Below are 13,009 nucleotides of genomic sequence, written 5' to 3'. Positions count from 1 at the left end.
TCGGTTTGGGCTTGGCGATTACTCGTCAAGGAAGCTACGCAGAACGTCTGAGCGGCTTGGGTGACGGAGTTTACGCAGTGCCTTGGCTTCGATCTGACGGATACGTTCACGGGTAACGTCGAACTGCTTACCAACCTCTTCCAGTGTATGGTCAGTGTTCATGTCGATACCAAAGCGCATACGCAGTACCTTCGCCTCACGTGGCGTCAGGCCAGCAAGAACATCATTGGTTGCGCCACGCAGGTTGGTTGCTGTCGCTGCGTCCATTGGTAGCTGAAGCGTGGTATCTTCAATGAAATCACCTAGGTGCGAATCTTCATCGTCACCGATAGGGGTTTCCATTGAGATTGGCTCTTTGGCAATCTTCAGTACCTTGCGGATCTTGTCTTCCGGCATTTGCATGCGCTCAGCCAGTTCTTCCGGCAATGGTTCCCGGCCCATCTCCTGAAGCATCTGGCGAGAGATACGGTTCAGTTTGTTGATGGTCTCGATCATGTGAACAGGGATACGAATAGTACGCGCCTGGTCAGCGATAGAACGGGTGATTGCCTGACGGATCCACCATGTTGCGTAAGTCGAGAACTTGTAACCACGGCGGTATTCAAATTTATCAACGGCTTTCATCAGGCCGATGTTACCTTCCTGGATAAGGTCCAGGAACTGCAGACCACGGTTGGTGTATTTCTTGGCGATAGAAATAACCAGACGCAGGTTTGCTTCAACCATTTCTTTCTTGGCACGGCGAGCCTTGGCTTCACCGATAGACATACGACGGCTGATGTCCTTGATACGCTCGATAGACAGGCCTGTCTCTTCTTCCAGCAGACGCAGCTTCAGGGCAGAGCGGCGAAGATCTTCTTCGTAGTTCTTTAGGCGCTCGGCATAAGGTTTGCCTGAGTTCAGTGCTTCGTCGATCCACTCGGTAGAAGACTCATTGCCTGCAAACAAGCTAACGAAGGTTTTCTTCGGCATCTTGCTGTTATCGACACACATGCGCATGATAATGCGTTCGTTAGTACGCACTTTATCCATTGAATCACGCAGTGAACTAACCAGGCGGTCAAATTGTTTCGGGATCAGACGGAACTGTTTGAAGATGTCAGAAAGCTCTTCGACAGCCACTTCGGTTTTCGCATCATGACGGCCATGTGTATTGATTGCGAGAGCCATCTTCTCGTAAGAATCACGAAGTTCCATGAACTTCTCACGGGCTAGTTCCGGATCAATACCTGCGTCTTCTTCGTCTTCATCGCTGTCTTCGTCTTCTTCAAGATCTTTGTCTTCGTCTTCAAGATCAGACTCGCTCAGCTCGGAGCCGATATGGGTTGCTGTCGGTGCTGTTGTTTCCTCTTCGTTCGGATCAACAAAACCGGAAATAATGTCGGTAAGACGAAGCTCATCGGCTTCAACTTTGTCGAACTGCTCAAGCAGGTGCGCAATAGCTGTCGGGTATTCGGCAACTGAGCACTGAACCTGGTTAATACCATCTTCAATGCGCTTGGCGATGTCAATTTCGCCTTCACGGGTCAGTAGTTCTACGGTACCCATTTCACGCATGTACATGCGTACCGGATCGGTAGTACGGCCGATCTCGCTTTCCACGCTAGACAGGGCTTGAGCGGCGGCTTCAATCGCGTCTTCGTCCGCATTATCTTCAGTCATCATCAACTCATCGGCATCAGGGGCTGTTTCAACCACCTTAATACCCATGTCATTGATCATCTGAATAATGTCTTCTACCTGATCGGAATCGACAATGTCTTCCGGTAGGTGATCATTTACTTCGGCGTAGGTCAGATAGCCTTGTTCTTTGCCTTTAGCGACAAGTAACTTAAGCTGAGACTGCGGATTTTGCTCCATAGACGATATCCAACTTCGGGTCTGAGTGAAAATGTAGTATGCAAAAATGCAAACCAATAATTATAACAAACTTCTTAATTGTTGACCACTTACTAGCCGGGACGGTTGAGTAATAATAACTGCAACTCCCGCTTCTCTTCGACTGATAAGCCGACGGTATTCGATTTAGCCTGCAACTTTTCAATTTGTTGTTTGACGCACTGGCCTAAGACTTTATCCATTGCGTCCATAAATACATCTAGAGTGTTGTCCTCGTCTTTAGCGAGGGGCAGTTCCCATGCGGCGAGACGCGCCATCATGTTCTCGTTTTTGCTGCCACGCCAGTACTCTAGTAGCTGGCCTGTAGTGATATTGGGGTTCGATCGGCATTTATCAACTACTGATATCAATAAATTTAGCCCAGGGACCGAAATATCTTCAAATGCCGCCATATCAAATTCAAGGCTGCTGACAAAACGCGGGTTTTGTAGCAGCAGGGCGATAACGTCACGCATCGGCGTTCGCTTGATGTTTTGCTGGGGCTGTCGTGGCCGTTGCGTGTCATCTCGCTTTAGATCAAGCCTGATCTGATCGGGTGGTAACCCTAAATTATAGCCTAGTGCATTAAGCAGGTATTCTCGCAGGGTTTCACCGGCCACTTTTTCCAGCAGTGGCTTGGCCAGTGTTTTCAGTTTCGCCTTGCCTTCCTTGTTGCTCATGTCAACTTGGGCAACCAGCGAGTTGAACATGAACTCCGACAGTGACATGGCCTCGTCAACCTGACGTTCAAAGCCCTCTTTGCCGAACTGGCGGATATAGGTATCCGGATCCTCGCCGTCGGGGAGGAACATGAATTTCAGCTGGCGGCCGTCGGTGAGGTAGGGCAGCGCCTGCTCCATGGCACGCCAGGCTGCATCGCGCCCGGCGCGGTCACCGTCGTAACAACAGACGACAGTACCGGTCTGGCGGAACATCATCTGAATATGATCGCCGGTGGTAGAGGTACCTAGCGAGGCGACGGCATAGTCAACACCAAACTGGGCCAGGGCGACCACATCCATATAGCCTTCGACAACCAAAAGCCTTTCAGGTTCACGGTGGGCCTGCAGGACTTCATACAGGCCATAGAGCTCGCGTCCTTTGTGGAAGATCGGGGTCTCTGGCGAGTTGAGGTATTTGGGCGTGCCGTCACCCAGTACCCGGCCGCCAAAGCCGATCACCCGGCCGCGGCGATCATGAATCGGAAACATCACTCGGCCACGGAAACGGTCATAGCGACGACCATTATCGTTTTCGATTAGCATACCTGCTGTAACAAGTGACTTTTGCGATTCAGCATCCCGGCCAAAACGGGTACGGACCATATCCCACTGATCAGGAACAAAGCCGATACCGAACTTCTTGACTACTTCCCCTGACAGGCCGCGATCTTTGAGGTAGTCAATGGCAACCTGACCTTCCTGCGTACGCAGCTGTGACTGATAGAACTGGGAGATCTGCCCCATCATTTCGTACAGGCCGAGCTTTTCTTTGCTGCGCGGGGCCGAGGCACCGCCACCGCTGCCTTGTTCGCGGGGAACTTCCAAACCAAGCTGAGAGGCGAGCTCGTCAATGGCCTCGACAAAATCAAGACGGTCAAACTCCATGACAAAGTCAAGCACGTTACCATGGGCACCGCAGCCAAAGCAGTGGTAGAACTGTTTTTCCTGGCTGACGGAAAAAGACGGGGTCTTCTCATTATGGAAAGGACAGCAAGCACCGAAGTTCTTGCCCTGCTTCTTCAGTTTTACCCGGGCATCAACAATATCCACGATGTCATGTCGTGCAATGAGATCATCGATAAAAGTACGAGGGATTTTTCCTGCCATAGAGAGAGCATTACCTGAAGAGTTCGGGAGTAAAATTGTAATTTATTGACGCTAAAATACAAACAAGCCGCGCATTCCTGGATGGATAGCACGGCTTGTTGCAGAATTGGGTTAGTTTTAGCTAAGCTTCGCTTTCACTAACTGGCTAACTTTACCCATATCGGCACGACCCTGAACTTTAGGCTTTAGCACACCCATCAGTTTGCCCATGTCTTGCATGCTGGCAGCACCGGTCGCAGCAATTGCCTCATCCAGCAGAGCAGCAACTTCGTCGTCGCTCAGCGGTTGTGGCATAAACTCTTCCAGTACCTTAATTTCAGCAAGCTCTACATCAGCAAGATCCTGTCGACTTGCAGCTTCGTATTGAGCTACAGAGTCACGGCGTTGCTTGACCATCTTGGTCAGCACTGCCAGCACGTCGTCATCGGAAAGAGTGATCTTTTCGTCAACTTCACGCTGTTTAACGGCAGCAAGAGCAAGACGGATGGTACCAAGACGAGGTTTGTCCTTCGCCTTCATCGCCGCCTTTTGTTCGTCTTTTAGACGTTCAGTCAGAGTCATAACACGTTCCTTCTGTTAATCGGTCGATTAGTACAGACGAACGCGACGCGCGTTTTCGCGAGCCAATTTCTTCAGGTGACGCTTAACTGCCGCTGCTTTCGCACGCTTACGTACAGTAGTAGGCTTTTCGAAGTGCTCACGACGACGTACTTCAGAAAGGATACCTGCTTTTTCGCAAGAGCGCTTAAAACGACGTAGTGCTACGTCAAACGGTTCGTTTTCACGTACTTTGATTACTGGCATGTAATACTCACCTCAGAGTGATTCGGTTAACGCTGACGTTCAAAAGTGTCAGCTGATTAAAAATGGTGCGAAATTCTAATCTGATCTGGGGGCATTTGTAAAGCATTCTGCAACCCTGAACTGGTTAATTTCTGTCAAGGGCGGTAGTATTGCCCCCAATTACCATAAGTATAGAGGTTGTTATGCGTATACTGGGCATCGAAACCTCCTGTGACGAAACAGGCGTTGCAATTTTCGATGATGAAAAAGGCCTTTTGGCACATGAACTTTATAGCCAGGTAAAACTGCACGCGGACTACGGTGGCGTAGTGCCTGAGCTGGCTTCACGTGACCATGTAAAGAAGACCATTCCGCTGATCAAGGCAGCATTGGCTGATGCCGGACTGACCCCGGACGATCTTGACGGGGTTGCCTATACTGCAGGCCCGGGCCTGGTTGGTGCCCTGCTGGTCGGTGCGACAATTGGCCGCAGCTTGGCGTACGCATGGGATTTGCCCGCGGTAGCGGTTCACCATATGGAAGGTCACCTGCTGGCGCCGATGCTGGAAGATAATCCGCCTGAATTTCCGTTTGTGGCCCTGCTGGTATCCGGCGGTCATACCATGATGGTTGAAGTAAAAGGTATCGGTGAGTACCAGATCCTGGGCGAGTCGATTGACGATGCCGCCGGTGAGGCGTTCGATAAGACGGCCAAGTTAATGGGGCTGGACTATCCGGGTGGCCCGCTGCTGTCGCGTCTGGCAGAAAAAGGTACCCCGGGGCGTTTCAAGTTCCCGCGCCCGATGACTGACCGCCCGGGACTGGATTTCAGCTTCTCGGGGCTGAAGACCTTCGCGGCGAATACGATCCGGGCCAATGAAGACGACGAGCAGACCCGTGCCGATATTGCATTTGCGTTTCAGGAAGCGGTAGTGGATACGCTGGCGATCAAATGCAAGCGTGCCCTCAAGCAAACGGGGTTCAAGCGCCTGGTGATTGCCGGTGGTGTGAGCGCCAATAAATACCTGCGCCTGGAGCTGGAAAAGCTGATGACAGGGATGAAAGGGGAAGTCTTCTACCCGCGCACTGAGTTCTGTACCGATAACGGGGCGATGATTGCGTATGCAGGAATGCAGCGCCTGAAAAATCATGAAACCATGGATTTGAGCGTTAAGGCGCATCCACGTTGGCCTATCGATCAGCTACAACCGATCAGCGAGTAAGTTTATCGGCCGCAATAACCGGTACCGGAGAGCAGCGTTACGAGTTGTTTCCCGAATGCTTGGAATTGCGGCTGAATTTATTCCAGATTTTCCCTTCTTTTCCTTCCAGCAGGCGACGCACATTGTCGTGATGGCGAAGGACTATCAGACAAGAAAGCATGGATACCGGCATGGTGTATTCAGGCTTGACCAACCAGGTAAACATAGGTGCAGCCAGTGCCGTGATCAGTGAGCCGAGTGAGGAATAACCAGAGATTAATACGGTCAGTAACCATGTCCCAATCAGCATCCCGCTAAGATCCCAGCCAATTGGTGCCAGTGCCCCCAGGGCTGTTGCGACCCCTTTACCGCCACGAAAGTGGAAGAAGATGGGGTAGATATGGCCGAGGCAGGCGGCGATGCCAATGATACCGAGCAGGAACGGGTTGAGACCAATCCAGTAGCTTAGCCAGACCGGCAACATGCCCTTGAGGATATCGCAGACCAGTACCATGGCGGCTGCGCCACGCCCGCCAAGGCGCAGGACATTGGTGGCTCCCGGATTGCCGGAGCCACTGTCCCTGGGGTCCGGCAGGCCGTAAAGTCGGCAGATCAGTACGGCGCTTGATATAGAACCAAGCAGATAGGCGGCAATAATGATCAGAAGCGCGAGTGGTGTCATGCAAAATTCCAGTTGCTGGTGACAAAGTATTGCTGGTAAATAAGTATCGTCTTTACGCCAGGTCTGACCCTGAGTTTCATTCCGCTTTGGCACAATGACTGTGGTATAGTGCTTGCGACCTGCTTACGGCGTTATGCCGAGCAAGGGATGAATGTCATCATTTTTGACGATTACGACCTGATAATACGCGTTTTTGCTCAAATTAGGTATCCGACCTCTAACAAAATTAGCGATTGAACATGGATTCAGTATTTATCGAACATCTTGAGGTTATCGCCACTATTGGGGTGTATGACTGGGAACAGACTATTAAGCAGAAGCTTGTGCTTGACCTGGAAATGGCGCACGACAACCGTCCTGCGGCCGAGAGTGATGATGTGGCCTATGCCCTGGACTACGCCGCGGTTAGCGAGGCGGTGACCGAACATATTCAGGGCGGCCGCTTTTTGCTGGTCGAGCGTGTGGCCGAGGAAGTTGCCGGCCTGATCATGACGAAATTTTCAGTGCCGTGGATCCGGGTTCGGGTCACCAAGCCAGGAGCAGTGGCCAACGCCCGCGGAGTCGGGGTGCTGATCGAGCGAGGCAGCAAGTGATCACCGCTTATATCAGTCTTGGGTCTAACATCGACCGCGAATACCATATTCGTGTCGCTATTACCGAACTGAAAAAACTGGGCACCGACTTTCGGGTATCACAAGTTTTTGAAGCCGAGCCTGTCGGCTTCTGTGGACCGAACTTTTACAACTGCGTTGCTGCTATCAATACGTCATTGTCGCTTGATAAGCTGCAGCAGAGCCTGAAGCAGCTTGAGCTGCAGTACGGACGGGCGCCAGATGCCCGGAAAAACCAGAGCCGGACCCTGGATCTGGATATCTTGCTGTTTGGTGACGTGGTACAGGCCGAGGCCCCGGTGCTGCCTCGGGCTGACTTGTACAAGTTTGCCTTTGTTTTACGGCCTATGATGGAGCTATGTCCGGATCTGGTTATTCCCGGTGACGGTCGGACCATTGCACAGCTATGGCATTCTTTTGAACCCTCTCAGGCTCTCTGGCCTGTAGAGCGGATTGCATGTTGAAGGATAAATGATGAGTCATTTTGAAGCCTTTGTGTTGGCGCTTATCCAGGGGCTGACCGAGTTTTTGCCGATTTCAAGCTCGGCCCACCTTATTCTGCCTTCCGAGGTGTTTGGCTGGGACGATCAGGGGCTGGCTTTTGATGTCGCGGTACATGTCGGCACGCTGGCGGCTGTCATTCTGTATTTTCGCAAGGAAGTTATTGCATTGCTCGGGGCCTGGGTCGGCTCTATTTTTCAGGGCAGGCGCTGTGCGGAAGCTAAGCTGGCCTGGATGATCGTGCTGGCGACGATCCCAGCCTGTCTTTTCGGCCTGTTCATGAAAGACATCATCGAGCTTTATTTGCGCTCGGCCTGGGTGATTGCGGCGACGACCATCTTCTTTGGTTTGTTGCTATGGTGGGTCGACAGCCGGGCAACCCAGCAGGACAATGAATACCAGGCTGACTGGAAGCGTTCGCTGTTTATCGGTCTGGCTCAGGCGGCAGCGATGATCCCGGGCACCTCTCGCTCGGGGGCTACCATGACGGCGGCACTTCACCTCGGGTTTACCCGCGAGGCCGCTGCGCGCTTTTCTTTCCTGATGTCGATCCCGATTATTCTGCTGGCGGGTGGCTACCTCGGTACCAAGCTGGTCACCAGCGGTGAAGCGATTGAGTTTGGTGCATTGGGTATTGGCCTGGCAGTGTCATTTGTCAGTGCCTATGCGTGTATTCACGTCTTCCTGAAGCTGGTAACCCGCCTGGGGATGCTGCCGTTCGTGATCTATCGCCTGCTGCTAGGCGCTGGACTGATTGCCTTTTTGCTGAACCAGTAAGCGTAAGCCCTGAGTTAGCAACCGCAGCACTTGATGCCAATGAGAAAGCCCGACGTGATGTCGGGCTTTTTTTGATCGTATTGAGCTGGCAGGTTGCAGTTTTAGTCGTAGCTGGCCAAACACGCTTTTACCGCATCGGCGCGGTGTAGAGCCAGCTGTTCCTTGATGGCCTTGCCGGTAAAGCCCGCCTCGACGATCGGCTTGACGGCAACTTGCTGGGCGGCGGCAAAGGTAGCTTGCAGAATATCAGCCTGAATGTAAGGAGCGTTTTCATGGCCTGTTCGTCCGCGAACATCGGCTCGGCAGCACAGGGCCAGCTGTTTGATCCGTTCTGGCTTACGCCAGGCGTCGACTTGGTCGAAGATCTTGATAAAAGTGCCAGGTCGCAACTCATTGGCATGGTGTACCTTGGTGTGCTGGGCGCAGACCATCAGTGCCGTGTCACGGTACTCGTTGGGGATCCGGAGCCGCTGGCAGAGCGATTTGATGGCACCAATACCTGTCTGACAGTGCATTTTGTGGCTTGGCCATTCTTCGGCTGGGGTCAGGGCCTTACCGAGATCATGTATCTGGGCTGCAAAGCGAACGGCTGTATCCGTACTGAGCTTGGCGGCTTGCTCGGCAACTAATAGGGTGTGCAGGCCGGTGTCGACTTCCGGGTGCCATTGCTCGGGTTGCGGTACGCCAAACAGGGCGTCGATTTCAGGCATGATGACACCAAGGGCCCCGCACTGGCGCAGTACTTTGAGAAATATCTCCGGATTTTCAGACGACAGGGACTTTTCCCACTCTTTCCAGACCCGCTCGGGGGTAAGAGCGGAAAGCTCGCCGGCCACGACCATATCCTGCATCAGGGCTAGCGTCTCCGGTGCAACCGTAAAGCCCAGGTGGGCAAAGCGGGCGGCAAAGCGGGCGACCCGAAGGACTCGCAGCGGATCTTCGACAAATGCCGGTGAGACATGACGCAGCTGCTTGTCGAGCAAATCCTGATGACCGTTGTAGGGATCAATCAGCGAGCCGTCATCGGCCTGGGCGATGGCATTGACGGTGAGATCCCGTCGCATCAAATCCTGTTCAAGCGTGACGTCCGGGGCGGAGTGGCAAATGAAGCCGGTATACCCCTTGCCCGATTTTCGTTCAGTGCGGGCGAGGGCAAATTCTTGTTTGGTCTTTGGGTGGAGGAAGACCGGAAAGTCACCGCCGACCTGGCTATAGCCCAGATCGAGCATTTGCTGAGGCGTCGCCCCAACCACGACCCAATCTTTGTCTTTTACTGGCAATCCCAGCAGCGCATCACGAACGGCGCCGCCCACAAGGTAGGTCTGCAAGTTTCACTCCTTTTGTATAACAACAGCAAATTTGGGATATCGTACTGATATCCTTTGCATCATAGATCGCTTCAATACGGTATCAGGGTATACAATCTTGAGTAGCAAAGGTAATTTAATCATCAGAACTAGTTTTATTCTAATCTGGAACAAGAGTATCAGGCATGTACAAGGATTTCTTCGGGATCGGCGAGTCCCCCTTTTCAATTGTACCCAGCGCTCGCTTCCTCTACCTCAGTGAGCGCCACAGAGAGGCGTTAACCCATATGTTGGCCAGCTTATCCGGGGGCGGGGGCTTTGGGTTGCTAACGGGCGAAGTGGGAACCGGGAAAACTACCGTATTGCGGGCACTGGTGGCCCGCCTGCCCCAGGAGACCCAGGTTGCGATAATCCTGAACCCGGCATTGTCAGCCCATGACTTGCTGGCAACTATCTGTGACGAGCTGGGTGTCGAGTATCCGGATGATGCCAGTTACAAGGTTCTGACGGATAAGATTTACCAGCATTTGCTGACCAACCATAGCGAGGGCAAGCAAACCCTGCTGCTGGTCGACGAGGCGCAGCACCTGATGCCGGATGTCCTCGAGCAGCTTCGTCTGTTGACTAACCTGGAAACTGACAGCCGTAAATTGTTGAAAGTAGTGCTGGTCGGCCAGCCAGAGCTGCAGCAGTTGCTGCAACAGGAGCGGCTGCGCCAGCTGGCGCAGCGGATCACCTCTCGTTACCATCTGCTGCCGCTGACGGCGGAAGAAGTGGATGAATACATTAACTATCGCCTGAGAGCCGTTGATTGCCTGTATGCTGTGTTTGATCCTGCGATGACACGCCAGATCGCCAAGGCAACAAACGGTATTCCACGCCTGATCAACCTGGTGTGCGACAAAGCCATGCTACTTGCCTGCCAGCAGGCAACGCATCAGGTTAACAAGGCGATAGTCAGCCAGGCCTGTGAGGATGTGCTGAGCTGGCAGCTGCCAACGACTGACAGGATGAAAGTGAATACCGGCGGCGGAAATGGCAGCCGGGCCGCTACCTGGGGAAGTGCCCTGATACTTGGCGGGGTATTATCAGCGGGTTTGTGGTATTGGCAGGGGCAATCTCAAGAATCACCAGTAGCTGTTGTCCCTGCAGTACCAGAAGCCCAGCCTTCAGTTGCTCAGCCAGAGCCAGTCGCAGCGGTAATTGCCCCTCAGGTTCAGGCGGCTAAACCGGAACCGGTAGTGGTCGATCTGGCAGCCAAATGGCAGCAAATGATGGAGCAGAGCCGCTCCGAAAGAAAGGCCATGCAGACCTTATATCGTCTGTGGGGCTATGAAACCCGTCTGAATCAGGCCAACTGCGAAACCAGTCAGCGAGTTGAGCTGAGCTGTCATCAGGGCAAGATCAGCCTGGAGCAACTCAGTATTATCAACCGCCCCGTTATCGTGCCGTTGCAGGAAGACGGAAAGCCGCTCTTCTATGCCGTGGTATATGCCCTGGATCAGGACAGCGTCGAGTTGTTACTGGGAGAGGAGCGCATTGCGGTCAGTTATGACTGGCTAGAGCAGCGCTGGCAGCAGGAGTACACCCTGTTGTGGCGGCCTCCACTGGGGGACAAGACCACGATTCGCTATGGCCAGCAGGGCCCGCGGGTTGTGTGGCTGAATCAGCAACTGAGCTTGTTGCTGGGCGAGAAGATCACCCGGGACGATCGGTTTGATCAGGTGCTGCTGGATAAGCTTCGCCGCTTTCAGCGGGCTCAGGATCTGAGCGCGGATGGCATTGCCGGGCCCCGAACCCTTATGGTTATTGATTCGGCATTGAACTTGCCGGGACCGACGCTGCAACCGGAGAGAAGTTAATGTCCAATTTACTCAATGCTATTGCCCAGTCTGATCAGCAAAATCAGTTGCAGCCTTCGTTGGCGAGCAGGCCTGTGCGCCAGACAGCGAGAGCCCGCCGTGTTCCGTCATGGCTGTTGCCTGCCGTGCTGGTGTTAACACCGATTGCGGCAACACTGGCATACATGCAGTATACCCAATCTTCCTTTTCGGCTGCTGTTATGCCTATTCGGGAAAACAAGGTGGCGGAGACTGTGGCTACAGCGACCAGGCCAGTTGTCATGACCGAGCCGCAGGTTGTAAGAGCGGAACCAGCCTTGCCGGCAGCAACTATGATGACAACAACCGTGCAGGCAGCAACTAAGCCAAGCCCTGTGCCACAGATATTGGGTGAGGGAGAATCGCAAATTCATTTCTTGCCATACCCTGAGCTGCGAACCGAGCCGTTACCGTCGCTAAATCGCCAGTTGGCCAGCCAGACGCTTGCTGTACCGCCGAGTTCAGGGCGTGCGGGTGGCAACGTCGAGGAGCCAAAGATTATCTCCTCCGAGCCGAGAGAAACGGAGTGGGGGCTGGACGGACTCGATTATTCGGAGCTATCACCACAGCTTGCACAGCAGTTGAAGTCCGCGATTGCCGCGACGGATAACTTGCCGGTTGATATACCGCCCGAGCCGGAGGAAATCGCTGCGCCCGTTATAGAGGCCGTGGCACTTGGCGAGTTGCCGGCTTCGGTACAAAACCGTATTCCGCCACTGAATTTTGAAACCCATATCTACTCGTCGGTTGCCAACAGCCGCTGGGTCAAGGTGAATGGTCGCGAGGCCTTCGAGGGTGACGAGATTGCACCGGGGGTGGTGCTGCGTCGGATAGAGCCGAGACAGGTTGTGTTTGACTTCGAATCCTACCTGATCGAAATGCCTGCTCTCTCGGAGTGGTAAAAGAGAATACCGGAGACAAAAAATGGCAGCCAATGGCTGCCATTTTTTTAGAATGTTATTTATTCGGAGCTTATGCCCAGCCGTTGTTACGCTTGCGGCGGCGCGGAATCAGGTGCGGCAGGATCAGGCCAAATAGCAGGCCAGCTCCAGCAACCATACCGCCGTAGGTGAACCACTTCATCAGCAAGTCATCTTTCTGGGTATCAATCTTGGCGCGCAGCTCACGAATTTCAGTCTGTGAGGTCATCAGCTGTTCGTTTAGCTGGCTGTTTTGCGATTCTAGCTCGGTAATTTGCTCGGTGCGCATTTGCAGCGAGTTTTGCAGGCTCTTGGTCTTTTCATCACCGGACATCTGGGCATCTGCTAACGCTGCTTTGACTTCTGTCAGCTCTTTTTCAAGCGCAGGTACACGCTCTTTCAGGCCAACCTGACCAGAGATAAAGTCGGAATTAACCCAACCGGTACGCCCGCGGCTGTCAGTGATTTTGCTGAAGCCATTTTCCTTGTTGACTTCCAGCAAGGTGACCTTGGTGCCTGCATTGACACTGCCCATAATACGGAATTGCGTACTAGGGCCGCGATGCATATAGGTAAACAGGTCGTCAGAAATGTAACGAATCTGTTCAGCTTTCGCCGGCAGGGTTGCCGCGGCGCAAG

At 53.3% G+C, this 13,009-nt stretch carries 13 protein-coding genes; 6 read left to right on the top strand and 7 right to left on the bottom strand.

Features of this window, described 5'->3' with window-relative positions; translation table 11 throughout:
* Window positions 1-18: 18 nt before the first annotated feature.
* From rpoD to rpsU, 4 genes are all read right to left on the bottom strand, one after another.
* Window positions 19-1,860: an RNA polymerase sigma factor RpoD gene (gene rpoD, locus MHN01_RS05900; protein WP_239410467.1), complete on the bottom strand. Its 1,842-nt coding sequence runs from the start codon at window positions 1,858-1,860 to the stop codon at window positions 19-21.
* Between the two features lie 92 nt (window positions 1,861-1,952).
* Window positions 1,953-3,707: a DNA primase gene (gene dnaG / locus MHN01_RS05895; protein WP_239410466.1), complete on the bottom strand. Its 1,755-nt coding sequence runs from the start codon at window positions 3,705-3,707 to the stop codon at window positions 1,953-1,955.
* Between the two features lie 117 nt (window positions 3,708-3,824).
* Window positions 3,825-4,268, bottom strand: a complete 444-nt coding sequence (locus MHN01_RS05890; protein WP_075763552.1) for a GatB/YqeY domain-containing protein — start codon at window positions 4,266-4,268, stop codon at window positions 3,825-3,827.
* A gap of 27 nt (window positions 4,269-4,295) precedes the next feature.
* Entirely contained in the window at window positions 4,296-4,511 is a 216-nt protein-coding gene (gene rpsU, locus MHN01_RS05885) for a 30S ribosomal protein S21 (RefSeq protein ID WP_005301411.1), read from the bottom strand.
* 182 nt (window positions 4,512-4,693) lie between these two features.
* Between rpsU and tsaD the strand changes: the two genes are divergently transcribed.
* Window positions 4,694-5,713 (top strand): tRNA (adenosine(37)-N6)-threonylcarbamoyltransferase complex transferase subunit TsaD, encoded by a 1,020-nt coding sequence (gene tsaD / locus MHN01_RS05880; protein ID WP_239410465.1) that lies wholly within the window; start codon window positions 4,694-4,696, stop codon window positions 5,711-5,713.
* Between the two features lie 37 nt (window positions 5,714-5,750).
* Here the strand turns inward: tsaD and plsY are convergent, their stop codons facing one another.
* Window positions 5,751-6,374, bottom strand: coding sequence for a glycerol-3-phosphate 1-O-acyltransferase PlsY (gene plsY, locus MHN01_RS05875; protein WP_239410464.1), 624 nt, complete (start codon window positions 6,372-6,374; stop codon window positions 5,751-5,753).
* A 239-nt stretch (window positions 6,375-6,613) separates the two neighbouring features.
* Between plsY and folB the strand changes: the two genes are divergently transcribed.
* Genes folB through MHN01_RS05860 form a run of 3 tightly spaced genes read left to right on the top strand, consistent with a single transcriptional unit; the run spans window position 6,614 to window position 8,263 of the window.
* Entirely contained in the window at window positions 6,614-6,967 is a 354-nt protein-coding gene (gene folB / locus MHN01_RS05870) for a dihydroneopterin aldolase (RefSeq protein WP_239410463.1), read from the top strand.
* Window positions 6,964-7,449 (top strand): 2-amino-4-hydroxy-6-hydroxymethyldihydropteridine diphosphokinase, encoded by a 486-nt coding sequence (folK, locus tag MHN01_RS05865; protein WP_239410462.1) that lies wholly within the window; start codon window positions 6,964-6,966, stop codon window positions 7,447-7,449. The genes folB and folK overlap by 4 nt, the downstream gene beginning before the upstream one ends.
* A 10-nt stretch (window positions 7,450-7,459) precedes the next feature.
* Complete coding sequence (locus tag MHN01_RS05860; RefSeq protein ID WP_239410469.1) at window positions 7,460-8,263, top strand: undecaprenyl-diphosphate phosphatase; 804 nt, start codon at window positions 7,460-7,462, stop codon at window positions 8,261-8,263.
* 101 nt (window positions 8,264-8,364) lie between these two features.
* Here MHN01_RS05860 and MHN01_RS05855 read toward each other — a convergent pair whose 3' ends face one another.
* A complete protein-coding gene (locus MHN01_RS05855) occupies window positions 8,365-9,591 on the bottom strand; it encodes a multifunctional CCA addition/repair protein (RefSeq protein WP_239410461.1) in 1,227 nt (408 codons plus the stop codon).
* A gap of 164 nt (window positions 9,592-9,755) precedes the next feature.
* On the opposite strand from MHN01_RS05855, the gene MHN01_RS05850 reads away from it, so the two are divergent.
* Complete coding sequence (locus MHN01_RS05850; protein ID WP_239410460.1) at window positions 9,756-11,432, top strand: ExeA family protein; 1,677 nt, start codon at window positions 9,756-9,758, stop codon at window positions 11,430-11,432.
* Window positions 11,432-12,352, top strand: a complete 921-nt coding sequence (locus MHN01_RS05845) for a general secretion pathway protein GspB (protein WP_239410459.1) — start codon at window positions 11,432-11,434, stop codon at window positions 12,350-12,352. Before MHN01_RS05850 ends, MHN01_RS05845 begins: the two co-directional genes overlap by 1 nt.
* A gap of 70 nt (window positions 12,353-12,422) precedes the next feature.
* On the opposite strand, the gene MHN01_RS05840 is transcribed toward MHN01_RS05845, so the two are convergent.
* Window positions 12,423-12,992, bottom strand: coding sequence for a TIGR04211 family SH3 domain-containing protein (locus MHN01_RS05840; protein ID WP_239410468.1), 570 nt, complete (start codon window positions 12,990-12,992; stop codon window positions 12,423-12,425).
* Window positions 12,993-13,009: the final 17 nt, after the last annotated feature.

Source organism: Photobacterium sp. OFAV2-7 (genome assembly GCF_022347985.1).
Lineage (GTDB): Bacteria > Pseudomonadota > Gammaproteobacteria > Enterobacterales > Vibrionaceae > Photobacterium.
The sequence above is the reverse complement of the archived record's forward strand: the minus strand, read 5'-3'. Positions and strand labels throughout refer to the sequence as shown.